The 25,816-nt window shown below is 71.8% G+C and carries 28 protein-coding genes and 1 tRNA gene; 15 read left to right on the forward strand and 14 right to left on the reverse strand.

Annotation, left to right across the window (positions count from 1 at the left end; genetic code table 11):
* Positions 1-112 precede the first annotated feature (112 nt).
* Together FB157_RS12880 and FB157_RS12885 are read right to left on the reverse strand one after the other, a co-directional pair.
* Positions 113-631 (reverse strand): FHA domain-containing protein, encoded by a 519-nt coding sequence (locus tag FB157_RS12880; RefSeq protein WP_145879050.1) that lies wholly within the window; start codon positions 629-631, stop codon positions 113-115.
* Positions 632-641: 10 nt separating this feature from the next.
* Positions 642-1,490: a DUF3662 and FHA domain-containing protein gene (locus FB157_RS12885; protein WP_145879053.1), complete on the reverse strand. Its 849-nt coding sequence runs from the start codon at positions 1,488-1,490 to the stop codon at positions 642-644.
* 394 nt (positions 1,491-1,884) lie between these two features.
* On the opposite strand from FB157_RS12885, the gene FB157_RS12890 reads away from it, so the two are divergent.
* Positions 1,885-1,968: transfer RNA gene (locus tag FB157_RS12890), tRNA-Leu, on the forward strand.
* A gap of 263 nt (positions 1,969-2,231) precedes the next feature.
* Here FB157_RS12890 and FB157_RS12895 read toward each other — a convergent pair.
* Genes FB157_RS12895 through FB157_RS12905 form a run of 3 tightly spaced genes read right to left on the reverse strand, consistent with a single transcriptional unit; the run spans position 2,232 to position 4,320 of the window.
* Positions 2,232-2,687, reverse strand: coding sequence for a hypothetical protein (locus FB157_RS12895; protein WP_145879055.1), 456 nt, complete (start codon positions 2,685-2,687; stop codon positions 2,232-2,234).
* A gap of 29 nt (positions 2,688-2,716) precedes the next feature.
* A complete protein-coding gene (locus FB157_RS12900; protein WP_145879057.1) occupies positions 2,717-3,646 on the reverse strand; it encodes an NAD(P)-dependent oxidoreductase in 930 nt (309 codons plus the stop codon).
* Positions 3,647-3,675: 29 nt separating this feature from the next.
* Positions 3,676-4,320 carry a ScbA/BarX family gamma-butyrolactone biosynthesis protein gene (locus FB157_RS12905; protein ID WP_145879059.1) on the reverse strand — a complete coding sequence of 215 codons (645 nt, stop codon included), beginning with the start codon at positions 4,318-4,320 and terminating at the stop codon, positions 3,676-3,678.
* On the opposite strand from FB157_RS12905, the gene FB157_RS12910 reads away from it, so the two are divergent.
* Positions 4,310-4,936: a ScbR family autoregulator-binding transcription factor gene (locus FB157_RS12910; protein WP_145879060.1), complete on the forward strand. Its 627-nt coding sequence runs from the start codon at positions 4,310-4,312 to the stop codon at positions 4,934-4,936. The two genes, FB157_RS12905 and FB157_RS12910, sit on opposite strands and share 11 nt — an antisense overlap.
* A gap of 39 nt (positions 4,937-4,975) precedes the next feature.
* On the opposite strand, the gene FB157_RS12915 is transcribed toward FB157_RS12910, so the two are convergent.
* Complete coding sequence (locus tag FB157_RS12915) at positions 4,976-5,350, reverse strand: helix-turn-helix transcriptional regulator (protein ID WP_145879062.1); 375 nt, start codon at positions 5,348-5,350, stop codon at positions 4,976-4,978.
* A 459-nt stretch (positions 5,351-5,809) separates the two neighbouring features.
* Here FB157_RS12915 and FB157_RS47245 point away from each other — a divergent pair, with 459 nt between their 5' ends.
* The 5 genes from FB157_RS47245 (at position 5,810) to FB157_RS12940 (ending at position 9,777) form a co-directional block, all read left to right on the forward strand.
* Entirely contained in the window at positions 5,810-6,487 is a 678-nt protein-coding gene (locus FB157_RS47245) for a hypothetical protein (protein WP_186581478.1), read from the forward strand.
* A 97-nt stretch (positions 6,488-6,584) separates the two neighbouring features.
* Positions 6,585-8,018: a DUF2252 domain-containing protein gene (locus FB157_RS12925; protein ID WP_398946594.1), complete on the forward strand. Its 1,434-nt coding sequence runs from the start codon at positions 6,585-6,587 to the stop codon at positions 8,016-8,018.
* A gap of 40 nt (positions 8,019-8,058) precedes the next feature.
* Complete coding sequence (locus FB157_RS12930; protein WP_145879064.1) at positions 8,059-8,535, forward strand: hypothetical protein; 477 nt, start codon at positions 8,059-8,061, stop codon at positions 8,533-8,535.
* A gap of 49 nt (positions 8,536-8,584) precedes the next feature.
* The gene (locus FB157_RS12935) at positions 8,585-9,397 is read left to right on the forward strand and encodes a hypothetical protein (protein ID WP_145879066.1); all 813 of its coding nucleotides are present in this window, start codon (positions 8,585-8,587) and stop codon (positions 9,395-9,397) included.
* A 50-nt stretch (positions 9,398-9,447) separates the two neighbouring features.
* Entirely contained in the window at positions 9,448-9,777 is a 330-nt protein-coding gene (locus tag FB157_RS12940; protein WP_145879438.1) for a rhodanese-like domain-containing protein, read from the forward strand.
* 18 nt (positions 9,778-9,795) lie between these two features.
* On the opposite strand, the gene FB157_RS12945 is transcribed toward FB157_RS12940, so the two are convergent.
* From FB157_RS12945 to paaA, 6 genes are all read right to left on the reverse strand, one after another.
* Positions 9,796-10,929 carry an acyl-CoA dehydrogenase family protein gene (locus FB157_RS12945; protein WP_145879068.1) on the reverse strand — a complete coding sequence of 378 codons (1,134 nt, stop codon included), beginning with the start codon at positions 10,927-10,929 and terminating at the stop codon, positions 9,796-9,798.
* Between the two features lie 124 nt (positions 10,930-11,053).
* Positions 11,054-12,118, reverse strand: a complete 1,065-nt coding sequence (locus FB157_RS12950) for a 2Fe-2S iron-sulfur cluster-binding protein (RefSeq protein ID WP_145879070.1) — start codon at positions 12,116-12,118, stop codon at positions 11,054-11,056.
* Positions 12,118-12,645: a 1,2-phenylacetyl-CoA epoxidase subunit PaaD gene (gene paaD, locus FB157_RS12955; protein WP_145879072.1), complete on the reverse strand. Its 528-nt coding sequence runs from the start codon at positions 12,643-12,645 to the stop codon at positions 12,118-12,120. Before paaD ends, FB157_RS12950 begins: the two co-directional genes overlap by 1 nt.
* Entirely contained in the window at positions 12,639-13,358 is a 720-nt protein-coding gene (paaC, locus tag FB157_RS12960) for a 1,2-phenylacetyl-CoA epoxidase subunit PaaC (RefSeq protein ID WP_145879074.1), read from the reverse strand. Before paaC ends, paaD begins: the two co-directional genes overlap by 7 nt.
* Positions 13,355-13,642, reverse strand: a complete 288-nt coding sequence (gene paaB / locus FB157_RS12965; protein WP_145879076.1) for a 1,2-phenylacetyl-CoA epoxidase subunit PaaB — start codon at positions 13,640-13,642, stop codon at positions 13,355-13,357. Before paaB ends, paaC begins: the two co-directional genes overlap by 4 nt.
* Entirely contained in the window at positions 13,639-14,640 is a 1,002-nt protein-coding gene (gene paaA / locus FB157_RS12970) for a 1,2-phenylacetyl-CoA epoxidase subunit PaaA (protein WP_145879078.1), read from the reverse strand. The genes paaB and paaA overlap by 4 nt, the downstream gene beginning before the upstream one ends.
* A 308-nt stretch (positions 14,641-14,948) precedes the next feature.
* On the opposite strand from paaA, the gene FB157_RS12975 reads away from it, so the two are divergent.
* Genes FB157_RS12975 through FB157_RS12985 form a run of 3 tightly spaced genes read left to right on the forward strand, consistent with a single transcriptional unit; the run spans position 14,949 to position 17,724 of the window.
* Positions 14,949-15,755 carry a DUF5819 family protein gene (locus tag FB157_RS12975; protein WP_145879079.1) on the forward strand — a complete coding sequence of 269 codons (807 nt, stop codon included), beginning with the start codon at positions 14,949-14,951 and terminating at the stop codon, positions 15,753-15,755.
* Positions 15,752-16,972, forward strand: a complete 1,221-nt coding sequence (locus FB157_RS12980; protein WP_145879081.1) for an HTTM domain-containing protein — start codon at positions 15,752-15,754, stop codon at positions 16,970-16,972. The genes FB157_RS12975 and FB157_RS12980 overlap by 4 nt, the downstream gene beginning before the upstream one ends.
* Complete coding sequence (locus FB157_RS12985) at positions 16,969-17,724, forward strand: RNA methyltransferase (RefSeq protein ID WP_145879083.1); 756 nt, start codon at positions 16,969-16,971, stop codon at positions 17,722-17,724. The genes FB157_RS12980 and FB157_RS12985 overlap by 4 nt, the downstream gene beginning before the upstream one ends.
* Here FB157_RS12985 and paaN read toward each other — a convergent pair.
* Positions 17,721-19,412 (reverse strand): phenylacetic acid degradation protein PaaN, encoded by a 1,692-nt coding sequence (paaN, locus tag FB157_RS12990; protein ID WP_145879085.1) that lies wholly within the window; start codon positions 19,410-19,412, stop codon positions 17,721-17,723. The genes FB157_RS12985 and paaN overlap by 4 nt on opposite strands.
* Positions 19,413-19,572: 160 nt before the next feature.
* Between paaN and FB157_RS12995 the strand changes: the two genes are divergently transcribed.
* Complete coding sequence (locus FB157_RS12995) at positions 19,573-21,087, forward strand: 3-hydroxyacyl-CoA dehydrogenase (RefSeq protein ID WP_145879087.1); 1,515 nt, start codon at positions 19,573-19,575, stop codon at positions 21,085-21,087.
* Positions 21,084-21,671 carry a TetR/AcrR family transcriptional regulator gene (locus tag FB157_RS13000; protein WP_145879089.1) on the forward strand — a complete coding sequence of 196 codons (588 nt, stop codon included), beginning with the start codon at positions 21,084-21,086 and terminating at the stop codon, positions 21,669-21,671. The genes FB157_RS12995 and FB157_RS13000 overlap by 4 nt, the downstream gene beginning before the upstream one ends.
* A gap of 2 nt (positions 21,672-21,673) precedes the next feature.
* Here FB157_RS13000 and FB157_RS13005 read toward each other — a convergent pair whose 3' ends face one another.
* A complete protein-coding gene (locus FB157_RS13005) occupies positions 21,674-22,168 on the reverse strand; it encodes an Lrp/AsnC family transcriptional regulator (protein WP_385163586.1) in 495 nt (164 codons plus the stop codon).
* Between the two features lie 175 nt (positions 22,169-22,343).
* Between FB157_RS13005 and pdhA the strand changes: the two genes are divergently transcribed.
* Genes pdhA through FB157_RS13020 form a run of 3 tightly spaced genes read left to right on the forward strand, consistent with a single transcriptional unit; the run spans position 22,344 to position 25,800 of the window.
* Positions 22,344-23,489 (forward strand): pyruvate dehydrogenase (acetyl-transferring) E1 component subunit alpha, encoded by a 1,146-nt coding sequence (pdhA, locus tag FB157_RS13010; protein WP_145879091.1) that lies wholly within the window; start codon positions 22,344-22,346, stop codon positions 23,487-23,489.
* Positions 23,486-24,490: an alpha-ketoacid dehydrogenase subunit beta gene (locus FB157_RS13015; RefSeq protein WP_145879093.1), complete on the forward strand. Its 1,005-nt coding sequence runs from the start codon at positions 23,486-23,488 to the stop codon at positions 24,488-24,490. Before pdhA ends, FB157_RS13015 begins: the two co-directional genes overlap by 4 nt.
* A complete protein-coding gene (locus FB157_RS13020; protein ID WP_145879094.1) occupies positions 24,490-25,800 on the forward strand; it encodes a dihydrolipoamide acetyltransferase family protein in 1,311 nt (436 codons plus the stop codon). The genes FB157_RS13015 and FB157_RS13020 overlap by 1 nt, the downstream gene beginning before the upstream one ends.
* The last annotated feature ends 16 nt before the right edge of the window (positions 25,801-25,816 follow it).

The raw sequence follows: 25,816 nt of genomic DNA on the forward strand, positions 1-25,816 counted from the left end.
CCGGGTACAGCCGGTCGTGTCGAGCCACACTGCCCACCCTCCGGTCGGGAGCGCGCCGGAGACCGGGGTGCGGCCTGCCGCTGCGTGCTCGCTCCGCTCGCTCATTGTCGTACTACTTCCGCAGCTCGATGACGGTTTTGCCGATGCGGATCGGCGCGCCCAGTGGGATCGGTGTGGGGGTCGTCAGCCGGGACCGGTCCAGGTAGGTGCCGTTGGTGGAGCCGAGATCCTCGACGATCCACTGTCCGTCGCGGTCCGGGTAGATCCTGGCATGGCGGCTGGAGGCGTAGTCGTCGTCCAGCACGATCGTGGAGTCGTGTGCCCGGCCCAGGGTGACGGTCTGGCCCTGCAGCGCGACGGTGGTGCCGGTCAGTGTGCCTTCGGTCACAACCAGCTTGCTGGGGGCGTTGCGGCCGCGCCGCCCGCCGCCGCCCTGCTGGGCGCGCTGCTGCGGTGGTGCGGGCTGCTGCCGGGCGGCCTGCTGCGGACGCGCGGCCTCTCTGCGCGCCCCGCGCTGGGTGACACGCGTACCGAACAGGTCGCTCCGGATGACCTGCACGGCCACGATCACGAACAGCCACAGTACGGCCAGGAAACCCAGCCGCATGACCGTGAGGGTCAGCTCTGACATTGCCCCCGCTTCACCCTTCGGCTTGCCGGTAAATGATGGTGGTGCTGCCCACGACGATCCGCGAGCCGTCGCGGAGCGTAGCGCGGGTGGTGTGTTGCCCGTCCACCACGATGCCGTTGGTGGAACCGAGATCCTGGATCGTCGAGGGCGTTCCGGTCCGGATCTCGCAGTGCCGGCGGGAGACGCCGGGGTCGTCGATCCGCACGTCGGCGTCGGTGCTGCGGCCCATCACCAGCGTCGGCCGGGAGATCTGGTGGCGGTTGCCGTTGATCTCGATCCAGTAGCGGGTGCGCCCGCCGCTCGCCGGGGCGGCCGAGGGCCGCTGCGGGGCGGGCTGAGGGTAGCCGTAGCCGCCGGGGCGCCCGCCGGGCGGCGGCGCGGACGGCATCGGAGGCGCACCGGCGGGAGCGGCGGGCGGGTAGCCGGAGCCGCCCTGGCCGGGGCGGCCGGCCGGAGCCGAGGGGGCCGCGCCCTGCTGGCTGGCGGAGGAGGCGAGGGTGCGCGAGCGCACCCGGTAGAGCCCGGTGTCGAGGTCGTCCGCCTTCTCCAGGTTGACCTTGATCGGGCCCATGAAGGTGTAGCGCTGCTGCTTGGCGTAGTCGCGCACCATGCCGGCCAGCTCGTCGCCGAGCTGCCCGGAGTAGGGGCTGAGGCGCTCGAAGTCCGGCGCGCTCAGTTCCACGATGAAGTCGTTGGGGACCACGGTGCGGTCCCGGTTCCAGATGGTGGCGTTGTTGTCGCACTCGCGCTGGAGCGCACCGGCGATCTCCACCGGCTGGACCTCGGACTTGAAGACCTTGGCGAAGGTGCCGTTGACCAGACCTTCGAGGCGCTGCTCGAACTTCTTCAGGACTCCCATGGGGCACCTCCTCCGTCGCTGACGCTGCTTCCTTGCCCTGCTCTGTGCCGCTGTCCTGCCCGGTACTGCTTACTGATCGTATCTACGCGTCCGGCAATCAGCCGGTTCCCCGATCGGCTCCCCTTCGAACTCCTCCAGACAAGGATCGTAGAGGCGGGCACTGACCAGTGTCCCGCACCCTGCTGTGGTCCTGGCCCGCCTCCTGGGGAGATGCCCGTGACCGGTACGAGGTTGATACGTGAACAGGGACTCCCTGAAACGTGGCCGGGTGGCCGGTGCGGGGCGGGGCCCGGCGGCCGGGAAGGGATGTGAACCCACCCCGTACGACGTGCTAATGTTCTGCATGTCGGAAGGGGCCAGCCCGAAAGGGACGGAGCCGGAAGACACACCCAATGCGCGGGTGGCGGAATAGGCAGACGCGCTGGATTCAGGTTCCAGTGCCCGCAAGGGCGTGGGGGTTCAACTCCCCCCTCGCGCACAACGAGAAACCGATGAAACGGGTCTCTGCCGGTGACGGAAGTCACCGCAGGGGCCCGTTTCTCGTTGTGTCCGGGTTTGTGAGGGATCGCACAGCCTGGAGATCGCCGCCGCCCGCCCCGCCGGTGAGTTATTTCACGGACGGGGCCAAGGGTTCTGCCGCGGGTGATGCCGTGTTGTTATCGAGGCCGGCCCGGGCGGGCGGCAGATGTGCCGTTGCGGTCCGCGTGGATCACGCACCGGCTCGTCGTGCGTGGCCGCCCTTCAGGAGGCAGCCGGGGTGGCGGTCGAGGCCGGTGTCCTGCCGGGCGCGGCGGGCTGTCCGGTGAGGACGACGAGGTGCCACGTTCCCTCGTCGCGGGTCACCGTGAAGGTGTCGTGCATGGGTTTACCCGCCCTGTCGGTGGCGGAGAGACGGGCGCTGCCGGTGTCGGGGCCCATGTCGTGGTCGATCTCGAGGCCGCTGATCCTCCATCCTCGTCCGCCCTTGTCGGCGAGGATCTTCGCCGCTTCTCGTCGGGACCAGGGCTCGTCCTTGACGCCGCTGATCCGGATGAGGCCGGTCGTACTGCGGGCGTTGAGAGCGGAGACGTAGTCGGTGACGGCCCGGCGCACGCCGTCGGCGGGTGAGGCAGCGGGTTCGGATCGGTCGTGGTCCGACGAGCAGCCGGGCAGGGCCAGTAACGCGAGTGCGGCGACGGCGGTGAGGCGACGGTTCACGGCAGGGCTCCTTCTTCGACGTCGTACGGTCAGACGGCGAGCAGACTCCGGCGGTACCACCCGGCCGACTCGGCGAAGTCGGTCTCGAAGTCCGGGCCGGGTGTCAGACGCAGCTCGCGCCAGAGTGGGGCACCGTCGAACCAGTGGTCGGTCCGCAGCATGTCGAGCGCGTGCGACGTCCGAGTGTCCGCCGCCAGGTGCGTCCGCGCACGGGACACCGACAGATCTTGTCGCGGCCAGGGGAGCGAGGCACACGCGGCAACCGCGCGCAGCAGCGTCGCCGCGCGGACCGGCACCGGGTGAGTCGCGTGGTACGTCAGGGACTTGAGGTCGGCCGCGGGCGCGAGACCGGCACCGACCACGAGGCGGGCCAGGTCCCGCGCGGAAACCAGCGAGATCTGGGAGGTCCAGCCCTCGACGCTGCCGGGCAGCGCGCGCAGGAGCCCGGCGAGAGCCGGGACGACCCACATGTCCCCCGGGCCGTGGACCAGATGCGGACGCAGGACGGTCCCGCCGGCTTCGAGAACGGCGTCCTCAGCCACGGCCCGGCTCATCGACGTGGGTGAACCCGGGTTCCGGACGAGCTGCCCGGGTGCGGCGTCCCGGAAGGTGCCGCGGCCGCAGACGGACGCCGTGCTCACATAGACGATGCGGGACACCCCGGAGCGGCGGGCTTCGGCGACCAGGTTTCTCGTTCCCCGGGCGTTGACGGACTCGTTGCTGTCGGGTGCCGCGCCGATGTACGACGCGCAGTGCAGCACGACGTCCACCCCCTCGCACACGCCTCGCAGCGAGCCCGGGTCGGTGAGATCGGCGGGCACGATGCGATGCCCGGTCCCGGCGGCGAGCACCGGACGACTGTGCGACAGCAGGGTGAGGGCCACGCCCTGCCGCGCGGCCTCCTGGACCACATGGCCGCCGACGAAGCCCGCGGCGCCGGTGATCAGAACGGTACGCACGTTGAGACTCTCCGGATGACGTGTGGGGATCAGACGACCGGACGCCGCCGGGTCAGGTCCGCGGTGAAGACCTGCTGTCCCTGCTGAGTGCCGGTCACCTGCACCCGGAGGTCTCCTGCCGCGTCGGGGTCGTCGGCACGGGCCTCGATCCAGCACGGGACGTCGAGTCCGGCGTAGCGCGTGAAATCGGTTTCCAGGCCCAGCAGAAGGGCGCTGGGCTGCCCTGTCGCAGCACGGGCGGCCTGTCGGGCGGCCTCGATCAGGGCCATGCCGGGGACATGGTCCACCGGGTGGTCGAAGAAGCCCGAGTGCCCGGTGTCGACGCGGAGCTCCCACCGGGGTTCGCCGGGCTCGGCAGGAGCGGCGAGTACGACGTGCCCGGGGTTGCTGTGACCCACCTCGGCCGGGTCGACCGGTGCCGGAAGGACGTGCCCGGTGGCGGTGGGGCGCCCGTCGCGCAGCCGTCGGTAGGCGGCGGGGCTGGTGCAGCTGAAGCCGGCGCCACCGGTGGCGATGGTCAGCCCGTCGCGCCGGACGGAGACCTCGTAGCGCATGCCGGAGATGGTTCTGCCCCTGCGGACGATGTCGTGGCACACCGTGTGCAGTTCGACGTCGGTCGGGGCGGAGCCGACCTCGAACGCCGAAGCGGAGGCGGTGAAGAACATGTCCCGCATCGGGATCCTGGAGGCCGCAGCCGCTGTGTTCGGCGAGCGCGGATACGACGCGGCGAGCACGAACGAGATCCTCGCCAGAGCCGGTCTCACCCGCGGCGCGCTGTACCACCACTTCCCCTCGAAGGAGTCGATCGCGGCAGCGGTGCTGGAGGCGCAGGGCGAGGCCTTGGTGGTGCCGGACCAGCCGGTGAAGTTGCAGGCCGTCATCGACCTCACCCTGGCGTTCTCGGTCCGGCTGCAGACGGACATGGTGCTGCGGGCCAGTGTGCGGCTGGCCGTCGAACAGTCGTCCTTCTCGACCTCGGCACAGGCTCCCTACAACCAGTCGATCACTTTGGTGGAGGACCTCCTGCGGCAGGCCGAGAAGCAGGGCGAGCTGCTGCCGGGGGCCGATCTGGCGGAGGTCGCCTCGACGGTCGTCGCCGCTTTCACCGGCATGCAGGTGATGTCGGAGGCCTTCAGCGGCCGGCAGGATCTGCCCGCCCGGATCTCCACACTGTGGCGACTGCTCCTGCCCGGAATCGCCGCGCCGGGCATGCTGCCGCGCCTGCGTACCAGTTGTCCGCCCGAGCCGGAGAACCCGACGGGTGCTTTTGGCGGGACGGCACCCGCATGACGGATGCGCCCGGGGTGCAGAGGCGGTCCGGGCCCGGAGTCACGAGGGAAGGAGAGCCGCCGTGTGCTCCTTTCCGACGGCCCGTTCGAACTGCTCGATGAGCGAGGCGATGCGCTCTTCGTCGCGCCGGTAGTGGGTCCACTTCCCGACGCGCGTGGAGCGCACGAGACCCGCACGTTCGAGCACCGCCATATAGGCGGAGACGGTGGACTGCGCGAGTCCCGTCCTGGCCTGGATGTGGCTGACGCAGACACCGACCGCGCGCGGGTCCGTGACGGCGGGATCGACCGGGAAGTGCGCTTCCGGTTCACGCAGCCACTGAAGCACCTGGAACCGCACGGGGTTGGCGAGCGCCTTGAGGGGTTCGAGCAGGGCCGCGAGGTCGCCTGTCACGGGCAGGTCGTTTGTCGTCATGGGCCTTCCGGTGCTGACGCGGAGCCGACTATGGTCGCATCGACGATAATCGATGCGTTGTACCTTCGCGAGCTGCGGGCGGTTCCCTCCGGGGTGGCCGGAGGGGATTCGGTATCGGCCTCATGGAACTCGGTAACCGGTCGACGCCGTATTCGGTAATCGCCAAAATAAATCGGGGTCGAGAGCCCGGAAGGCTCTCGGTCCATTTTTTTGTTTTGCCGAAGTTTGACCTCCGCGGCCCTGCTGTGCAGCGTCTTTGAAATCCTCTGGCGTTCCCTTGCAGAGGCTCACAGAGACTTGACAGAAGCCTGTGGAGGCTTGAAGAAGCCTGTATCGGAATGTGTTGAATCGGGTTCGGGCGGGCGGAAATAATTCATTTCACACTCGCGAATGAGAATTCCCCGCGCCCAAAGACGAGCGTGTGATGTTGCCGCCCAGAAGACCCGGGAGGCGATGCTTGTGTCCCGCTCTCCGTCCCTTGCTCCTTCCTCCGTCCACCCCGCACCGGCCACTGCCGCACGACCCGCGCTCGTCGAGGACGTCCTCAGTACCAAGGACCGCATACGCGTGGCCGGGTTCTTCCCCGGCCTGAAGGCCGCGGTGGCGAGCGGCTCCCTCTCCGTCTTCGACGGTGTCAAGATCGCCCAGGTCTTCACGCCGCTGATGCTCCAGGCCGCCGGCGCGCAGAGCACGCACGAGTCCTTCGCCCGCAGCGTCGCCTCCTATATGGACGAGTCCGTCCGGCAGAAGCCCCTGGTCGGGGAGCCGTACCACGTGGTCGCCGTGAAGGCGCAGAACCCGGACGCCCTCGCGGTGGTCCTGGACGGGATGCGAGCGGCCTTCCCGCTCACGGACGTCGAGCCGCACAAGACCTACGCGCCGACGCAGGCGAACCTCTACGTCCGCTCCGGAGCCAAGCCCGAGTTCGACGCGTTCGCCGCCTCCTTCACGGACGCGACGACCTGGGAACTGAAGGAACCGAGCGTGAACGATCAGGGCGGTGGGAGCGGCATCGAAGGTCGGCATGCCAAGATCGTATCGACGTACCGCGATACGTCAATCCATGGAGGTGGAGGGTCGATGGAGGTGGAGGGTCACGGGGTTCTCCACAGGCGCTTACTTGTCCACAGGGTGTGACGCGTTTCGGCCACCGGTTGTACCGTCTGCACGAGTTGATGTTCGAGCTGATCCGCGTGCGAGTACGCGTGCGGTGTCTTCGGGGGAGGCGGTCGCGGTGACCGAGAGCGGTGCGGGAGTGGCGGAATCGGCCGAGCAGGCGGCGGCACCCCGGCTGCCCCGGATGCGCGGGTTCGCCGAGTGGCCGCCGCAGGGCTCGCCCAAGGAGGAGGGCAAGGCACTGCGGGCGAGCGTGCCGCGCAGCGCACACCGCACCCTCGACCTGGACGGCGCCCGCCCGGACGCGGTCACCGCGGTCGAGGAGTCCAACGCCGGCCGCATCCCCGAACTGACGCCGATACGCGTGGGCCGGATGGCGGCCACGCCGTTCGCCTTCCTGCGCGGCTCGGCCGGACTCATGGCCCACGACCTGGCGCGCACCCCGATGACCCGGATCGGCGCCCAGATATGCGGCGACGCGCACGCGGCCAACTTCGGCCTGTACGGCGACGCCCGCGGTGGCCTGGTCATCGACCTCAACGACTTCGACGAGACCGTGTACGGCCCCTGGGAGTGGGACCTGAAGAGGCTCGCCGCCTCGCTGGTGCTGGCCGGGCGCGAGGCGGGCGCCGACGAGGACACCTGCCGCAAGGCGGCAGGCGACGCGGCAGGCGCCTACCGGCGCACCATGCGGCTGCTGGCCAAGCTGTCGGTGCTGGACGCCTGGAACGCCATCGCGGACGAAGAACTGGTCTCCCACACCGACGCCCACGACCTGCTCGGCACCCTGGAGCGCGTCTCCGAGAAGGCACGGGCCAACACCAGCGGCCGGTTCGCGGCGAAGTCGACCGAGGAGGTGGCCGGCGGCGGACGCCGCTTCGTCGACGCACCGCCGGTGCTGCGCCGGATCCCGGACGCCGAGGCGGCCACGGTGGCCCTGGCCCTGGAGCCGTACGTGGCGACGCTCTCCGAGGACCGGCTCCCCCTGCTGGCCCGGCACGCGGTGCACGACGTCGCCTTCCGGGTCGTCGGCACCGGCAGCGTCGGCACCCGGTCGTACGTGGTGCTCCTGCTGGACCACCGCGGGCAGCCGCTGGTGCTCCAGGTGAAGGAGGCCCGCCCGTCCGCGCTGGTCCCGCACCTGGCCACGGCGGGCTTCGAGGCGGCGCCGGTGGAGCACGAGGGACGCCGGGTGGTCCTCGGCCAGAAGCGGATGCAGGTGGTCAGCGACATCCTGCTCGGCTGGACGACGGTGGACGGGCGGCCCTACCAGGTGCGCCAGTTCCGCAACCGCAAGGGCAGTGTCGACCCGGCCGCGCTCGCCGCCGACCAGGTCGACGACTACGGCCGGATGACCGGCGCCCTGCTGGCCCGCGCCCACGCCCACAGTGCCGACCCGCGCCTGATCGCCGGCTACTGCGGCAAGAACGACGAGCTGGACACGGCGATGGCCGACTTCGCCGTCGCCTACGCCGACCGCACCGAGGCGGACCATGCCGAACTGCTGGCGGCGGTGCGGTCGGGGCGGATCGCGGCCGAGACCGGCGTGTGACGGTGGGGACTGGGAAGGGGAGGGCCGAGGTGGTGGTGAGGTGAGGTACGTCGAGCTGACCGACGACGAGGACGGGTACCCGGGGTTCATCGACCCCCGGCCCTACCTCGACCGGCTGCCCGCACTCGCGGCCGAACTGCCGCCGGGCGCCCGCGCGTTCGCCACCGACCCCGGACACTACGACTTCGGCGGCAAACGCTGCGTGAAGGACCTCCGGCCCGAGCGGGTGCGCCGCACCCGCGACGGGGACGTCGAGATCCGCTTCCGGCACAACTGCTTCAAGCACGACGAGGACCTCCTCGTCCGCTACACCGGCGTCTCCCGCTTCCAGTCGGACGTCCTGGGCGTCTGCGACCCCGCCTCCCTCGGCGACGTGATCCTCGACGAGATCCTGCCGCACCCCGGCGGCTGCACCCACGAGCTGGCCTGCCGGCCCGGCACGCTCGTGGTCGCCTGCCGGGACCTGGAGGCCGAATGGGTACCGGCCGACTGCCCGGACGCGCCACCGGCAGGCTGAGCCGGGGCGTCTACGGCGACGGGTTTCGGCCGTGGCCTACGCTGGTCGGGTGACGACCCCGGAAGCTGAGCAGTCCCAGGCACCGCGGCCCGAGGAACGGCTGGAACAGGCCGTGCGGGCCGCCGAGCAGGCGTTGATCGAGTACGAGATCGCCGTGGAGACGTACCGCGTCGAGGTCGAGAACTTCTCCCGGCTGCACGAACAGAGGCTCGGCCCGCTCTACTCCCGCATCGAGGAGCTGGACGCGCTGATCGCCGAGGCGAAGGCCGCCCGCACCGGCGACCCCGAGGACATCCGCCGGGCCGAGGAGGCCCGCGCCCAGGTGCTGCCCATCCCCGGCGTCGAGGAACTGCTGCACGGCTGGATGGACGGCAACGGCCTGTTCCCGGAGGCCGCCGCCATGCTCACCGACCAGGCGGTACGGCCCCCCGAGCGGGTGCGGCCCAGCGAAGAGGCCCGCAAGCTCTACCGCGACCTCGCCCGCAAGGCCCACCCCGACCTCGCCCAGGAGGAAGCGGAGCGGCTGCGGCGCGAGGAATTCATCACCCGCGTCAACGCCGCCTACGCCCGCGGCGACGAGATCCTCCTCGCCGAACTGGCCGCGGAGTGGGCGGCGGGCCCCGTGCCGCCGGAGCGGCGCCCCAGCCCCGCCGAGGAGCTGTACGCCCGCCTGGAGTGGCTCACCCAGCGCAAGGAGATGCTCACGCTGATCGCCTGCGAGCTCGAGGACGGCGCGATCGCCGGCATGCTGCGCCTGGCCCCCGACGACCCCGACGCCCTGCTGGAAGAGATCGCGACCCGCCTCCGCGCCGACATCGAGCAGCGGGAGACCCTGCTGGCGGGCCTGCAGGGGCAGGGGTGAACCCCGGCGTCGGTCGGGGTAGCGTCGGGGACATGAGTTTTGGAGCTGCGGTGCCCACGGTCGAGGTCACGGACCTCAAGGACGACGACTTCCTGCTGGACGTCCGCGAGGACGAGGAGTGGGAGGCGGGCCACGCCGCGGGGGCGCTGCACATCCCCATGAGCGAGTTCGTCGCCCGCTACGGCGAGCTGACCGAGGCCGCCCCGCAGGACGGCCGCGTCCACGTGATCTGCCGCTCCGGCGGCCGCTCCGCCCAGGTCGCGATGTACCTGGGCCAGCAGGGCGTCGACGCCGTGAACGTGGCCGGCGGCATGCAGGTCTGGGAGGCCACGGGCCGCCCGGTGGTCACCGACGCCGGGGCACCCGGCGTGGTCGTCTGACCTTCTCGGCAGGCGCTGTCAGCTGAGCGGGTGGGCCGCCAGCAGGTCCCCGAGCGTCTCCTCGTACGCCGCCGCCGGGCCCAGCGCCAGCTCCAGCTGCTTGGCCCAGGCGTGGTACCGGTGCAGCGGGTAGTCGGTGTCCGCACCGAACCCGCCGTGCAGGTGCTGCGCCGTCTGCACCACGCGGCGCACGCCCTCGGCCGCCCAGATCTTCGCCACGGCGACGTCTCCGGCGGCGGGCAGCGCCCCCGGTGCTCCCGAGGCGATCCGCCAGGCCGCCTGCCACAGGGTGGCCTCCATGGCACGCAGATCGATGTACCGGTCGGCGGCCTGGACGGCGACCGCCTGGAAGGTCGCGATCGGATGGCCGAACTGTTCCCGCTTGCCGGTGTACTCCCCGGTCATCCTCAGTACGCGTTCGCCCAGACCGAGGGCCAGCGCACAGGTGCCGGTGGCCAGCAGCGCGTGCAGCCACTCCCAGGCACCGTCGGCCTCGATCACGTCACCCGCCCCGATCCGTACGGACCGCAGCCGCAGCTCGGCCAGCCGCTCCCCGCTGGTGGAGAACTGTTCCGCGAGCACCAGTCCGTCCTGCGTGCACGGCACCACCGCGAGCACGGTCCGGTCGGCGTCGGTGTGCGCCGGCACGAGGACCAGGTCCGCGTCGTACGCCCACGGCACCGCCGTCTGCACCCCGTCCAGCACCCAGGCCGGACCGTCCCGCCGCGCGGTGACGGCGAGCCCCGCCGGGTCGTGTCCGGTACGGCCGTGCGCGGCGACGGTCAGCACCAGTTCACCACGTCCCGCCCGGGCCAGCAGCCGCTCTGCCGACTCCTTGGCGCCATAAGCCTGTACGACCGCGGCGGCCGCGCTGTGTTCCAGCAGCGGCACCCGGGCGAGCACCCCGGCGGACTCGCGCAGTACCAGGCACAGCGCGACGGCGTCGAGCCCTGCCCCGCCGTACCGCTCGTCCAGCAGCAGGCCGGTCAGGTCCGCGCCGGCCAGCCGGGACCACAGCGCCCGGTCGAAGCCCTCGGCCACGGCGCCGGTGGTGAGCGCCGGACTGGGCACCGTGTCCGGCGCCACCCCGGCGAACACCCCCCGCGCCGCCTCGGCCGCCGCCAACTGCTCCTCGCTGAAGGTGAAGTCCACGGCCTGTCCTCCCGGCGGATCCGGTCATCTGACGGTTCGTCCGGCGCATTCGCCTGACGGGGCGTCAAGATAGAACAGGTTCTAGAAGAAGGGAACGGGGAGGGAGCCGCCTCCGAGGCAGGCCTCAGCGGTCGAAGTCCAGCTCCACCTTCTCCGTGAGCGGATGCGACTGGCAGGCCAGCACATATCCGGCGTCCGTCTCCTCCGCCTCCAGCGCGAAGTTGCGGTCCATGCGCACCTCGCCCGAGACCAGGAAGGCCCGGCAGGTTCCGCACACCCCGCCCTTGCAGGCGTAGGGCGCGTCGGACCGGTTGCGCAGAACCGTCTCCAGCAGGGACTCGCCGTCCTGGACCGGCCAGGTGCCGCCGCGTCCGTCGAGCCGGGCGGTGACGGTGCTGTGCGCGGGTACCGGCACACCGGCCGCCGGGGCCGCCCCCGCGTCCACGTGGAAGATCTCCTGGTGGACGAGGGCCCGGTCCACGCCCAGCTCGCGCAGCGCCTTCTCCGCGCCCTCGACCAGCCCGAACGGCCCGCACAGGAACCATCCGGCCACCCGGTCCACCGGCAGCAGCGCCGGCAGCAGCCCCGTCAGTCGCTCCCGGTCGAGCCGGCCTGAGGGCAGGCCGGCCTGCTGCTCCTCGCGGGAGAGCACGGTCACCAGCTGCAGCCGCTCCGGGTAGCGGTCCTTCAGATCGGCGGCCTCCTCCAGGAACATCGTCGAAGCGGCCGTGCGGTCACTGCGGATCAGGCAGAACCGGGCCTCGGGCTCACGCGCCAGCAACGTGGAGACGATCGACAGCACGGGGGTGATGCCGCTGCCGCCGACGATCGCCGCGTACAGGCCCGGTGCCGGTTCGAGGGTGAAGCGTCCGGCCGGGGTCATCACCTCCAGCTCGTCGCCGACGTTCACCTCCTTGAGCGCGTATGTCGAGAACGCGCCGCCCTCGACCAGCCGCACGCCCACCCGCAGCGTGGCCGGGCCCTCGCCGTCCGGGTCGGGAGCCGGGGAACAGATCGAGTACGTCCGCCGTATCTCGACACCGTCCTCACGCCGCCGCAGGGCGAGGTGCTGGCCCGGTGCGTGCCGGTACTCCTCGCGCAGCTCGGGCGGGACGGTGAGGGTGAGCGCGACGGAGTCGTCGGTGAGCCGGTCGACCGCGGCCACCGGGAGCGGGTGGAAGCGTGCCATCACAGCTCCTTGAAGTGGTCGAACGGTTCACGGCAGGACAGGCAGCGGCGCAGCGCCTTGCAGGCGGTGGAGGAGAACCGGCTCAGCAGCTCGGTCTCCGCGGACCCGCAGTGCGGGCAGCGCACCGGGTCGGTGTCCTCGGTGAGGGTGCGGGTCGCGCCCAGGGTCAGCGTCACCGGTCCGGAGCCATGGCGCACGCGCGGGGGAGCGATGCCGAACTCCTGGAGTTTGCGGCGGCCTTCGGGGGTGATGTCGTCGGTCGACCAGGCGGGGGTGAGTACCGTGCGGACGGTGACCTCGCGCATGCCGTGGGCGCGCAGCACCTGCTCGATGTCCACGCTCATCGCCTCGACGGCGGGGCAGCCGGTGTAGGTCGGGGTCAGGTCGACCTCGACCGTGTCCGGGCCGCTGATGTGCACCGCGCGCACCACGCCCAGCTCCTGGAGCGTGAGCACGGGCAGTTCGGGGTCGGGCACCGAGCCGGCCAGCTCCAGCAGCTCCGCCTCCAGGGCGGTGGCGGTCACCATGACGCCCCCGGGTGGCTGCGGTGCAGGTGCTGCATCTCGGCGAGCATCCGCCCGAACGACTCGGTGTGCAGGCCCTGCCGGCCGGCGCCCGCCGCCCACGCTCCGGTGCGCGGCCCCTCGGGGACGGTCAGGGTGGCGCGGCCGAGGACGTCCGTCATGGACCGGAGCCACTGGGCCTCCATGCCCGCCCAGTCGGCGTCCAGGCCGTCCACCGGCTGGAACATCTCCCCCGTGAACCGCCACAGCGCCTCGCAGGCCCGCTGCATCCGCTCCCGGCTCGTCTCGGTGCCGTCGCCGAGCCGCAGCGTCCACAGCTCGGCGTGGTCGCGGTGGTAGGCGACCTCCTTGACGGCCTTCGCGGCCAGCGGGGCGAAGGGGCCGTCGGTCGCGGCCAGTTCGGTGTAGAGCAGCTGCTGGTAGGTGGAGAAGTACAGCTGGCGTGCGATGGTGTGCGCGAAGTCGCCGTTGGGCTGCTCGACCAGCTGGAGGTTGCGGAAGGAACGCTCCTCGCGCAGGTAGGCCAGCTCGTCCTCGTCGCCGGCCGTCGAGAGCAGCACGCGGGCCTGGCCGAGCAGGTCGAGGGCGATGTTGGCGAGGGCGACCTCCTCCTCCAGGACGGGAGCGTGCCCGGCCCACTCCCCCAGGCGGTGGGAGAGCACCAGGGCGTCGTCGCCGAGGGCGAGGGCGGCGGTCGTGGTGACGGTCGCGGTCACAGGTGCTTCACCCCTTCCGGGATCTCGTAGAAGGTCGGGTGCCGGTAGGGCTTGTCCGCGGCCGGTTCGAAGAACGGGTCCTTCTCGTCGGGCGAGGACGCGGTGACGGCGGCGGCCGGGACGACCCAGATCGAGACGCCCTCGCCGCGCCGGGTGTACAGGTCGCGGGCGTTGCGCAGGGCCAGCTCCGCGTCCGGGGCGTGCAGGCTGCCGGCGTGGGTGTGGGAGAGGCCGCGCCTGGAGCGCACGAAGACCTCCCACAGGGGCCAGTCGGTGTTGGTCATGCCTGCTTCGCTCCCGTCTCACCGGTGTGCTTGGCCGCGTAGGCGGCGGCCGCTTCCCTTACCCACGCGCCCTCGGCGTGGGCGTTTCTGCGCTGGGTGATCCGCTGCTCGTTGCAGGGGCCGTTGCCCTTGAGGACGTCCCAGAACTCGGTCCAGTCGATCGCGCCGAAGTCGTGGTGCCCCCGCTCCTCGTTCCACCGCAGGTCCGGGTCGGGGAGGGTCAGGCCCAGGGATTCGGCCTGTGGCACGCAGATGTCGACGAAGCGCTGGCGCAGCTCGTCGTTCGAGTGGCGCTTGATCTTCCACTCCATGGACTGCGCGGAGTGCTGCGACTCGTCGTCGGGCGGGCCGAACATCATCAGCGAGGGCCACCACCAGCGGTCCACCGCGTCCTGAGCCATCGCGTGCTGCTCCTCGGTGCCCTTGCTGAGGGCCAGCAGCAGCTCGTACCCCTGGCGCTGGTGGAAGGACTCCTCCTTGCAGATCCGCACCATGGCGCGCGCGTACGGGCCGTAGGAGCAGCGGCACAGGGGGACCTGGTTGGTGATCGCGGCGCCGTCCACCAGCCAGCCGATCGCGCCGACGTCGGCCCAGGTCAGAGTGGGGTAGTTGAAGATCGAGGAGTACTTCTGGCGGCCGCTGTGCAGCTTGTCGAGCAGCTCGTCACGGCTGGTGCCGAGGGTCTCGGCCGCGCTGTACAGGTACAGGCCGTGGCCGGCCTCGTCCTGGACCTTGGCCATCAGGATCGCCTTGCGGCGCAGGCTGGGCGCGCGGCTGATCCAGTTGGCCTCCGGCTGCATGCCGATGATCTCGGAGTGCGCGTGCTGGGCGATCTGCCTGACCAGGGTCGCGCGGTAGGCCTCGGGCATCCAGTCGCGGGGCTCGATGCGTTCGTCGGCGGCCACGGCCGCGTCGAAGGCGCGCTCGAACTCCGCCGTGCCGTCGGCGGTGGTCCGTGCGCCGTCCGTGTCCGTGCGGTGCGCGGCTGCTGTGGCCATGCCTTCCCCCTGACCTCGGGCTTTCCTGGAACATGTCCCGACCGATCGTTCGGTCCGTGCGCAATCAATGGTGTGCCGGGCCGCTGCGGGTGTCAACCGCTGTGGAAAACCTTGCGCGCCACCTGTGGATAACCGCGGGTCGGCGGCACGGCGTGGCGAGAGCCACTGAGCCGGCCCGTACCTGGGGCTGCGCCGGACGGCCGGTGCTGAGTACCGTTCCGTGCGAGTGCCGAGGAGTGGCGCTCGGGAAGAACGCGGCGCCTGTGGCGGTGCCGCGACGGCCGAGTGGAAGCGGGGGACGGGGCGGAATGGACGCGTACGACGAGGACTCGCAGGCCCTGCGCGGGCCCGACGGGTCGACCGGGGCGCGTCGCCCACCGGACCCGGAACAGCACGGGGATCCCGCGCCGGAGGCCTCCGGCGACCCCGACGGCTCGCCGGCTCCCGACTCCCCGGCCCCGGCGCCCCGCACCGGCGTCGCCGCCCTCTCCCCCGGCTACCAGGTCGGCGCCGCCGTGGCGCTCGCGATCGTGGCCGTCGCCGCCTGCGTGCATCTCGGCATGGTGTTCCTGAGCCTCGCGCCGGCGAACACGGTGACCAAGCAGCACGGCAAGGCGATAGAGGAGTGGGTGTACCCGGAGTTCGAGCAGAACTGGAAGCTGTTCGCCCCGAACCCGCTGCAGCAGAACATCGCCGTCCAGGTGCGCGCGGAGGTGCGCATGAAGGACGGCAGCCTGCGCACCACCGGCTGGACCGACCTCTCAGCCCAGGACGGCGCCGCCATCGACGGCAGCCTGGTGCCCAGCCACACCGAGCAGAACGAGCTGCGCCGCGGCTGGGACTTCTTCGTCGCCACGCACGGCACCGACAACCGGCCCGTGGGCATGCGCGGCGCGCTCTCCGAGCAGTACGTGCGCCGGATCGTGGTGATGCGCATGTACCGGACCGACCCGATCAGCAGGGAGGGCGTCATCCAGCGCGTGCAGGTCCGCTCCAGCACCACCAATGTGCAGCCGCCGAAGTGGAGCCGCGAGAAGATCTCCGACAAGCCCTTCTACCGGCTGCTGCCGTGGTGGACCGTGACCCCCGACGAGGCCGCCGGAGGTGTGCGGTGAACCGCCTCTCCCTGACGGTCTCGCGCGGCATCGCCCGCGTCACCGAGTCGGCGCTCGGCCCGTACCAGAGCGCCGTCATCCGCATCGGCTTCGCCGCGACCTGGCTGCTGTTCCTGCTGCGCGAGTTCCCCCACCGCCAGGAGCTGTACGGTCCCGACGGCCCCTGGGGCTGGGGCCTCGCCCAGCAGCTGATCTCCGACAACCACGCCTTCACGGCCCTGATGTGGTCCGACGGACAGGCCTGGTTCGAGACCTTCTATCTGCTGGCGATCCTCGCCGCCGCGGCCCTGCTGCTGGGCTGGCGCACCCGGACCGCCTCCCTGCTGTTCATGGTCGGTGTGCTGTCGCTGCAGAACCGCAGCGTCTTCGTCGGTGACGGCGGCGACAACGTGCTGCACCTGATGTCCATCTACCTGGTCTTCACACGCTGCGCCCAGGTGTGGTCGCTGGACGCGCGCCGGGCGGCCCGCGACGAGGCGGCACGTGCGCGTGGGGAGCAGGTCCGCCCCGACCGCGTGGGACCCGTGCTGTGGGCGGTCCTCGGGCTCGCGCTCAGCGGAGTGACGCTGGCCGGCCGGTTCGACAGCGGCCGGCTGGTGCCCGCGCTGCTGTGGACGGCGTGGGTCGGGCTCGGCCTGTGGTGGGCGATACGGCGCTGGGCGAGGTCGCAGCAGCCGCGGATCCTGCTGGACGTCATCGCCAACATCCTGCACAACGGTGCCCTCGCCGTGATCATGGCGGAGGCCTGCCTGATCTACGCCACCGCCGGCTGGTACAAGATCCAGGGCTCCCGCTGGCAGGACGGCACCGCCGTCTACTACCCGCTCCACCTGGACTACTTCTCCCCCTGGCCGGGCCTTGCCGACCTGATGTCCTCCAGCGGCACGATGATGATGATCGTGGCCTACGGGACGGTCATGGTGCAGGTCGCCTTCCCGTTCACGCTGTTCAACCGGCGGGTCAAGAACGTCCTGCTGGTGCTGATGATGGCCGAGCACGCCGTGATCGCGGTCGTCCTCGGCCTGCCGTTCTTCTCGCTGGCGATGATCACCGCGGACGCGGTCTTCCTGCCGACGTCCTTCCTGCTGCTGCTCGGCGGCTGGGTGGCCCGGGCGTGGGGCCGGCTGGGGCGCCGCGGCGCCGGTGGCGACCCCACGCTGCCGACGCAGCGCACCCCGGAGGACAGCACGCCGGGACGCGTAGGGTTCACGGCATGACCGACCCCGTGACCCGGTGGCGCGAGCGCGCCGACGGCGCCGTGCTGCTCGACGGCTTCCACGCCCTCAAGCACGCGCTGCGCTTCGGCGCGGAGGTGCCCGTCGCGGTCACCACCGACCGGCGGGCGGCGCTCGCCCTCGCCGGGGAACTGGCCGGGGACGTCAGGGACGCGCTGGACGCGCTCCTGACGGAGGTGCCGCGGGAGACGTACGCCTCGCTCGTGCCGCGCCCCCATCCGACGGGCGTGGCCGCCCTGGCCGTACGGCCGCCCCGCGAGGCCGGTCTGCGGGCGCTCGCCCACACGCCCCGCACCGCGCCGATCGTGGTCCTCGACAACCCGCGCAACCTCGGCAACGCCGGGGCCGTGATCCGGCTGGCCGCCGGTTTCGGGGCGACCGGAGTGGTCACCACGGGCAGCCTCGACCCCTGGCACCCCACCGTGGTGCGCGGCGGGGCAGGACTGCATTTCGCGACGGCCGTGGAGCGGCTCGAGATCGAGGAGCTGCCCGCCGGGCCGCTGTTCGCCCTGGACCCCGAGGGCGACGACATCCGGGGCACCAAGCTGCCGGACGACGCCCTGCTCGCCTTCGGGTCGGAGCGCAGCGGTCTGTCGGCCGAGCTGCGCGCGCGTGCCGACCACCTGCTGGCGCTGCCGATGCGCCCCCAGGTCTCCAGCTACAACCTGGCCACGAGCGTGGCCATGACGCTGTACCACTGGAGTGCGACCGGGGGCGCACCCACGGCTTCCTAGACCTCCCGGCGGACCTCCACCACCCGGAAGCGGTTGGCCACGAACGCGCCGTCGGTGAGGGCCGCGTTCGCCGCCGGGTTTCCGCCCGAGCCGTGGAAGTCGGAGAAGGCCGCCGTCTGGTTCACGTACACCCCGCCGATCAGGTTGAAGGACAGCTGGGCAGCCTCCTCCAGGCAGACCTCCTCGATGGCCTGCGCGACGTCCTGGTCGGTGGTGTAGGCGCCGACCGTCATGGCGCCCTTGTCGCGGACCGTGCGGCGCAGCAGCTCGACCGCGTCGGTCGCCGAGTCGACCGCGACGGCGAAGGAGACGGGGCCGAAGCACTCGTTCATGTAGGCGGCCTCGTCGTCCGGCTTGGCGCCGTCCAGCTTGACGATCACCGGGGTGCGGACGACCGCGTCCGGGAACTCCGGGTTGCTGATCTCGCGCGAGGCCAGGGCGACCTCACCGAGGCCGGCCGCCGCCTCCAGGCGGGCCTTGACGTCCGGGTTGACGATCGCGCCCAGCAGGGCGTTGGCGCGGGCGTCGTCACCGAGCAGGCCGTCGACCGCGCGGGCCAGGTCGGCGGTCACCTCGTCGAAGGTCTTGGGGCCCTCGTCGGTGCGGATGCCGTCGCGCGGGACGAGCAGGTTCTGCGGGGTGGTGCACATCTGGCCGCTGTACAGGGACAGCGAGAAGGCCAGGTTGGACAGCATCCCCTTGTAGTTGTCGGTCGACTCCACGACGACCGTGTTGACGCCGGCCTTCTCCGTGTAGACCTGCGCCTGGCGGGCGTTGGCCTCCAGCCAGTCGCCGAAGGACGTCGAGCCGGTGTAGTCGATGATCCGGATCTCGGGGCGGGTGGCGAGCGTCTTGGCGATGCCCTCGCCGGGGCGCTCGGCGGCGAGCGCCACCAGGTTCGGGTCGAAGCCCGCCTCGGTGAGGACCTGCCGGGCGACCTGCACGGTCAGCGCGAGCGGCAGCACCGCGCGCGGGTGGGGCTTGACCAGGACCGCGTTGCCGGTCGCCAGGGAGGCGAACAGGCCCGGGTAGCCGTTCCAGGTCGGGAAGGTGTTGCAGCCGATGACCAGGCCGATGCCGCGCGGGACCGGCGTGAACTGCTTGGTCAGCGCCAGCGGGTCGCGCTTGCCCTGCGGCTTGGTCCACTCGGCCGTCTCGGGGGTGCGGACCTGCTCCACGTATGCGTAGGCCACCGCTTCCAGGCCGCGGTCCTGGGCGTGCGGGCCGCCCGCCTGGAACGCCATCATGTAGGCCTGTCCGCTGGTGTGCATGACCGCGTGCGCGAACTCGTGCGTCCGGTCGCTGATCCGCTTCAGGATCTCCAGGCAGACCACCGCGCGGGTCTCCGCGCCCGCGTCCCGCCAGGCGCGCTGTCCGGCCTTCATCGCGGGCAGCAGCACGTCGACGTCCGCATGCGGGTAGGTCACGCCCAGCTCGACGCCGTACGGCGAGAGCTCGCCGCCGACCCAGTCGTCGGTGCCGGGCTGGCCGAGGTCGATGCGGGTGCCGAGGAGGGCGTCGAAGGCGGCCTTGCCCGCAGCCGGGTCCAGGCTGCCGTGCTCGCCGTAGGCCTTCGGATGCTCGGGATGCGGGGACCAGTACGCGCGCGTGCGGATCGCTTCCAGGGCCTGGTCGAGAGTGGGCCGGTGCTTCGCGATCAACTCGTGCGCGGTCAGTTCGGCGGCCATGCGGGACCAACTCCTCGTCTGGAGAACTCTTCGTCGAGTTCATGACCTGGGTGGAAACAGAGGCGGGAAAGGGCGGTCAGAGCTAGAGTAACCGAACGATCGGTCGGGACAAGAGGGCCTGCCGCATCCGTGGACAACGTCGTGCGGGAGGATCGCGCACATGACAGCACTCGACCTCAGCAGGCCCGTGGCCGTCGTCGGCACCGGCACCATGGGCCAGGGCATCGCCCAGGTCGCGCTGGCCGCCGGCCACCCGGTGCGGCTCTACGACGCCGTGCCCGGGCGGGCCCGGGAGGCGGCCGAAGCGATCGGCGCCCGACTCGACCGGCTCGTCGCGAAGGACCGGCTCACCACCGCCGACCGGGACGCGGCCCGCGCCCGGCTCACGCCCGCGGACAGCCTCGCCGAGCTGTCCGACTGCACGCTGGTGGTCGAGGCCGTCCTGGAACGGCTGGACGTCAAGCAGAAACTCCTGCGCGAGCTGGAGGACGTCGTCGCCGACGACTGCCTGCTCGCCACCAACACCTCGTCCCTGTCGGTGACGGCCATCGGCGGCGCGCTGGTCAACCCCGGCCGCTTCGTGGGCCTGCACTTCTTCAACCCGGCCCCGCTGCTGCCGCTGGTCGAGGTCGTCTCCGGGTTCGCCACCGACGTCACGTCGGCCACGCGCGCGTACGAGACCGCCCGCGCCTGGGGCAAGACCCCGGTGGCCTGCGCGGACACCCCCGGCTTCATCGTCAACCGGATCGCCCGGCCCTTCTACGCCGAGGCCTTTGCGGTGTACGAGGCCCAGGCCGCCGACCCGGCCACCATCGACGCGGTCCTGCGCGAGTCGGGCGGCTTCCGGATGGGCGCGTTCGAGCTGACCGACCTGATCGGGCAGGACGTCAACGAGTCCGTCACCCACTCGGTGTGGCAGTCCTTCTTCCAGGACGTCCGCTTCACGCCCTCGCTGGCCCAGCGCCGGCTGGTCGAGTCCGGGCGGCTCGGCCGCAAGAGCGGGCACGGCTGGTACGACTACGCCGAGGACGCCGAGCGTTCCGAGCCGCACACGGCCGAGAAGGAGCGGCCGCCCGTGTACGTCGTCGCCGAGGGCGGCCTGGGCCCGGCGGCCGAACTGCTCACGCTGGTCCGTGAGGCGGGCATCGAGGTCCGCGAGGAGGACGAGGACAGCGGCACCCGGCTGGTGCTGCCGAGCGGCGGCCAGCTGGTCCTCGCCGACGGCCAGACCTCCGTGGAGTTCCGCGACGTCGTCTACTTCGACCTCGCCCTCGACTACCGCAAGGCCACCCGCATCGCCCTGTCCGCCTCCCAGGACACCGCGCCGCAGACCCTCGCCGAGGCGATCGGCCTCTTCCAGGCGCTCGGCAAGGAGGTGAGCGTCATCGGTGACATCCCCGGCATGATCGTCGCCCGCACGGTCGCCCGGATCGTGGACCTCGCCCACGACGCCGTCGCCAAGGGCGTGGCCACCGAGGAGGACATCGACACCGCGATGCGCCTCGGCGTCAACTACCCGCTCGGCCCCTTCGAGTGGAGCCGCCGGCTCGGCCGCGGCTGGGCCTACGACCTGCTGGACGACCTGCACCTGCGCGACCCCTCCGGCCGGTACGCGCCGTCCCTCGCGCTCTACCGGCACGCGTACGCCACCGACAAGCGGGAGGGCACCTCATGACGACCGCAAGGCGCGACACTTACACCCCCGAGACGCTGCTCTCCGTCGCCGTCCAGGTCTTCAACGAGCGCGGCTACGACGGCACCTCCATGGAGCACCTGTCCAAGGCGGCAGGCATCTCCAAGTCGTCCATCTACCACCACGTCAGCGGCAAGGAGGAGCTGCTGCGCCGAGCCGTCAGCCGGGCGCTGGAAGGCCTGTTCGGGATCCTCGAGGAGGAGCACGCGCGCGTGGGGCGCCCCGTGGAGCGTCTGGAGCACGTCGTGCGGCGCATGGTCGAGGTGCTGATATCCGAGCTGCCCTACGTCACGCTGCTGCTGCGCGTGCGCGGCAACACCGAGACCGAGCGCTGGGCGCTGGAGCGGCGCCGCGACTTCGACCACCGGGTCGCCGAACTGCTGAAGGCCGCCGCCGACGACGGTGACGTACGCGGCGACGTGGAGGTGCGGCTGGCCACCCGGCTGGTCTTCGGAATGATCAACTCCGTCGTGGAGTGGTACCGGCCCGACGCCCGTGGCGCCAGCGGCCGCGAAGTGGCCGACGCCGTGGTCCTGCTGGCCTTCGCGGGCCTGCGGCAGAACTGAGCTCAGGTCGGCTCCAGGTCCTCCTCCTCGAACACCAGCAGGGTGCGGGTGCTGAGCACCTCGGGGATCGCCTGGAGCCGGGTGAGCACCAGCTCGCGCAGCGCCTTGTTGTCGGGCGTGTGCACCAGGAGCAGGACATCGAAGTCACCGCCCACCAGAGCGATGTGTGAGGCGCCGGGCAGCTGCCTGAGCTGGTCGCGAACCGTGCGCCAGGTGTTCTGGACGATCTTCAGCGTGACGTACGCCGATGTGCCGTGCCCTGCCCGCTCGTGGTCGACGCGGGCGCTGAACCCCCTGATCACACCGTCCTCGACGAGACGGTTGATCCGCGCGTAGGCGTTGGCGCGCGAGACGTGCACACGCTCGGCGACGGAACGTATCGAGGCGCGGCCGTCCGACTGCAGGATCTTCAGGATGTCCTGGTCTATGGCGTCCAGCGGACGCGGCGGCGGCAGCACGCCGTCCTGCGGTCCATCGGCCATTTGTTCAGCTGCCATGTCCCCCCGCTCCCTCGCCGTGGACGTCCTGCATTCATTGCAGGATGTGGAGAACCGTTTGTCCACAGCCTGACGGGGCCTGTAGCCAAAATGTGCCAACGACCGAACAATCGGTAGGTGAGGCGGGTCACAGCCGACACGCCTCCCGTAGCCGCTCCCACGAGGAGGTGCCGTCATGACGGTCATGGAGCAGCGAGGCGCGTACCGGCCTTCGCCGCCGCCCGCCTGGCAGCCCCGTATGGACCCCGCGCCGCTGTTGCCCGACGCCGAGCCCTACCGCGTCCTCGGCACCGAGGCGGCCGCCAAGTCCGACCCGGACCTGCTGCGCCGGCTGTACGCACAGCTGGTGCGCGGCCGCCGGTACAACGCCCAGGCCACCGCGCTCACCAAGCAGGGCCGCCTCGCCGTCTATCCGTCCAGCACCGGCCAGGAGGCCTGCGAGGTCGCCGCCGCCCTGGCTCTCGAGGAGCGCGACTGGCTGTTCCCCAGCTACCGCGACACCCTCGCCGCCATCGCCCGCGGCGTGGACCCCGTGGAGGCCCTCACCCTGCTGCGCGGCGACTGGCACACCGGCTACGACCCGTACGCGCACCGTGTGGCGCCGCTCAGCACCCCGCTGGCCACCCAGCTCCCGCACGCCGTCGGCCTCGCCCACGCCGCCCGCCTCAAGGGCGACGACGTGGTCGCGCTCGCCATGGTCGGCGACGGCGGCACCAGCGAGGGCGACTTCCACGAGGCGCTGAACTTCGCCGCCGTCTGGCAGGCACCGGTGGTCTTCCTGGTGCAGAACAACGGCTTCGCCATCTCCGTCCCGCTCGCCAAGCAGACCGCCGCGCCCTCCCTGGCCCACAAGGCCGTCGGCTACGGCATGCCGGGCCGGCTGGTCGACGGCAACGACGCGGTCGCCGTGCACGAGGTCCTCGGCGACGCCGTGCGGCGCGCCCGCGCGGGCGGCGGCCCGACCCTGGTCGAGGCGGTGACGTACCGCATCGAGGCGCACACCAACGCCGACGACGCCACCCGCTACCGCGGCGACTCCGAGGTCGAGGCCTGGCGTGCACACGACCCGATCCTGCTGCTGGACCACGAGCTGACCGCGCGTGGCCTGCTCGACGACGCGGGCCGGGAGGCCGCCCGGCAGGACGCCGAGGAGATGGCTGCGGACCTGCGTGCACGCATGAACCAGGACCCCGAGCTCAACCCCATGGACCTCTTCGACCACGTCTACTCCGAGACCACCGCGCAACTGCGCGAGCAGCGCGCCCTGTTGCGTGCCGAGCTGGAGGCGGAGCAGGACGACCAGGAAGGCGACCACCGATGACCACCGTCGCCGTCAAGCCCGCCACCATGGCGCAGGCCCTCACGCGCGCGATGCGCGACGCGATGGCCGCCGACCCCACCGTGCACGTCATGGGCGAGGACGTCGGCACCCTCGGCGGTGTCTTCCGGGTCACCGACGGGCTCGCCAAGGAGTTCGGCGAGGACCGCTGCACCGACACCCCGCTGGCCGAGGCGGGCATCCTCGGCACCGCCGTCGGCATGGCCATGTACGGACTGCGTCCGGTCGTGGAGATGCAGTTCGACGCCTTCGCCTACCCGGCGTTCGAGCAGCTGATCAGCCATGTCTCCCGGATGCGCAACCGCACCCGCGGCAGGATGCCCCTGCCGATCACGGTCCGCGTCCCCTACGGCGGCGGCATCGGCGGAGTCGAGCACCACAGCGACTCCTCCGAGGCCTACTACATGGCCACCCCGGGCCTGCACGTCGTCACCCCCGCGACCGTCGCCGACGCCTACGGGCTGCTGCGCCAGGCCATCGCCTCCGACGACCCGGTCGTCTTCCTCGAGCCCAAGCGGCTGTACTGGTCGAAGGACTCCTGGAACCCCGAGCACCCCACGGACGTCGAGCCCATCGGCCGTGCGGTGGTGCGCCGCCCGGGCAGCAGCGCCACGCTCATCACCTACGGTCCGTCCGTGCCGGTCTGCCTGGAGGCCGCCGAGGCCGCCCGGGCGGAGGGCTGGGACCTGGAAGTGGTCGACCTGCGCTCCCTTGTGCCGTTCGACGACGAGACGGTCTGCGCCGCCGTCCGCCGCACCGGACGCGCGGTGGTCGTGCACGAGTCGACCGGATTCGGCGGCCCGGGCGGCGAGATCGCGGCCCGCATCACCGAGCGCTGCTTCCACCACCTGGAGGCGCCGGTGCTGCGCGTGGCCGGCTTCGACATCCCCTACCCGCCGCCGATGCTGGAGCGGCACCACCTGCCCGGCGTCGACCGCATCCTGGACGCCGTGGCGCGCCTGCAGTGGGAGGCCGAGGGCTGATGGCACAGGTGCTGGAGTTCAAGCTCCCCGACCTCGGCGAGGGTCTCACCGAGGCGGAGATCGTCCGCTGGCTGGTGCAGGTCGGTGACGTCGTCGCCATCGACCAGCCGGTCGTGGAGGTCGAGACGGCCAAGGCGATGGTCGAGGTCCCCTGCCCCTACGGCGGCGTGGTCACCGCCCGCTTCGGCGAGGAGGGCACGGAACTGCCTGTCGGCGCCCCCCTCCTGACGGTGGCGGTGGGACCCCCGGCTTCCCAGGTCACCGGCGGGGACACCGAGGGTTCGGGCAATGTCCTGGTCGGCTACGGCACCTCCGAGGCGCCCGCACGGCGCCGGAGGGTGCGGTCGGCGGCCCCTGCCAACGGGACGGTGAAGGAGCCCGCTCCGGCATCGCCCGCCCCCGCGGTCGCGGCGGCACCCGTGCTCGCCGAGGGCCCCGTCCCCGTGATCTCCCCGCTGGTGCGCCGGCTCGCCCGGGACAACGACATCGACCTGCGGCAGCTGGCCGGTTCAGGTCCCGACGGGCTGATCCTGCGGGCCGACGTCGAGGGCGCCCTGCGGGCCAAGGCCACCCCTGCCCCCGTGGCGGCGGAACCGGCCGTCCCCGTGTCCCCCGACCGCAACGGCATCCGCATCCCCCTCAAGGGCGTCCGCGGTGCCGTCGCCGACAAGCTGTCCCGCAGCCGCCGGGAGATTCCCGACGCGACCTGCTGGGTCGACGCCGACGCGACGGAACTCATGCGCGCGCGGGCCGCGATGAACGCGGCCGGAGGACCGAAGATCTCGCTCCTCGCACTGTTCGCCCGCATCACCACCGCCGCCCTCGCCCGCTTCCCCGAGCTGAACTCCTACATCGACACCGGCGCCCGCGAGGTCGTCCAGCTCGACCACGTGCACCTCGGGTTCGCCGCGCAGACCGAGCGCGGGCTGGTCGTGCCGGTGGTCCGGGACGCCCACGCACGCGACGCCGAGTCGCTGACCGCGGAGTTCGCCCGCCTCACCGAGTCCGCCCGGGCCGGGACGCTGACCCCCGGGGAACTCACCGGCGGGACCTTCACGCTGAACAACTACGGGGTCTTCGGCGTCGACGGCTCCACCCCGATCATCAACCACCCCGAGGCCGCCATGCTCGGCGTCGGCCGCATCGTCCCCAAGCCCTGGGTACACGAGGGCGAGCTGGCCGTGCGCCAGGTCGTCCAGCTCTCGTTCACCTTCGACCACCGGGTGTGCGACGGCGGCACGGCAGGCGGTTTCCTGCGGTACGTGGCGGACTGCGTGGAGCACCCGGCGGTGCTGCTGCGCACGCTGTGACGCACGCGAAGGCCTG

The sequence above is a fragment of the Streptomyces sp. BK340 genome, from assembly GCF_007827595.1.
In the GTDB taxonomy this organism is placed as follows: Bacteria; Actinomycetota; Actinomycetes; order Streptomycetales; family Streptomycetaceae; genus Streptomyces.

Bases quoted from the DNA above. Each gene is read 5' to 3' on its own strand.
- paaN (WP_145879085.1), bottom strand. From the start codon at position 19,412: ATGGCCGCCGAACTGACCGCGCACGAGTTGATCGCGAAGCACCGGCCC.
- FB157_RS13020 (WP_145879094.1), top strand. From the start codon at position 24,490: ATGGCACAGGTGCTGGAGTTCAAGCTCCCCGACCTCGGCGAGGGTCTC.
- FB157_RS12915 (WP_145879062.1), bottom strand. From the start codon at position 5,350: ATGACGACAAACGACCTGCCCGTGACAGGCGACCTCGCGGCCCTGCTC.
- paaB (WP_145879076.1), bottom strand. From the start codon at position 13,642: ATGACCAACACCGACTGGCCCCTGTGGGAGGTCTTCGTGCGCTCCAGG.
- FB157_RS12905 (WP_145879059.1), bottom strand. From the start codon at position 4,320: ATGCGGGACATGTTCTTCACCGCCTCCGCTTCGGCGTTCGAGGTCGGC.
- FB157_RS12995 (WP_145879087.1), top strand. From the start codon at position 19,573: ATGACAGCACTCGACCTCAGCAGGCCCGTGGCCGTCGTCGGCACCGGC.
- FB157_RS13000 (WP_145879089.1), top strand. From the start codon at position 21,084: ATGACGACCGCAAGGCGCGACACTTACACCCCCGAGACGCTGCTCTCC.
- FB157_RS12880 (WP_145879050.1), bottom strand. From the start codon at position 631: ATGTCAGAGCTGACCCTCACGGTCATGCGGCTGGGTTTCCTGGCCGTA.
- paaD (WP_145879072.1), bottom strand. From the start codon at position 12,645: ATGGTGACCGCCACCGCCCTGGAGGCGGAGCTGCTGGAGCTGGCCGGC.
- pdhA (WP_145879091.1), top strand. From the start codon at position 22,344: ATGACGGTCATGGAGCAGCGAGGCGCGTACCGGCCTTCGCCGCCGCCC.
- FB157_RS13005 (WP_385163586.1), bottom strand. From the start codon at position 22,168: ATGGCAGCTGAACAAATGGCCGATGGACCGCAGGACGGCGTGCTGCCG.
- FB157_RS12910 (WP_145879060.1), top strand. From the start codon at position 4,310: ATGTCCCGCATCGGGATCCTGGAGGCCGCAGCCGCTGTGTTCGGCGAG.
- paaA (WP_145879078.1), bottom strand. From the start codon at position 14,640: ATGGCCACAGCAGCCGCGCACCGCACGGACACGGACGGCGCACGGACC.
- FB157_RS12885 (WP_145879053.1), bottom strand. From the start codon at position 1,490: ATGGGAGTCCTGAAGAAGTTCGAGCAGCGCCTCGAAGGTCTGGTCAAC.
- FB157_RS12985 (WP_145879083.1), top strand. From the start codon at position 16,969: ATGACCGACCCCGTGACCCGGTGGCGCGAGCGCGCCGACGGCGCCGTG.
- FB157_RS12950 (WP_145879070.1), bottom strand. From the start codon at position 12,118: ATGGCACGCTTCCACCCGCTCCCGGTGGCCGCGGTCGACCGGCTCACC.
- FB157_RS13015 (WP_145879093.1), top strand. From the start codon at position 23,486: ATGACCACCGTCGCCGTCAAGCCCGCCACCATGGCGCAGGCCCTCACG.
- FB157_RS12975 (WP_145879079.1), top strand. From the start codon at position 14,949: ATGGACGCGTACGACGAGGACTCGCAGGCCCTGCGCGGGCCCGACGGG.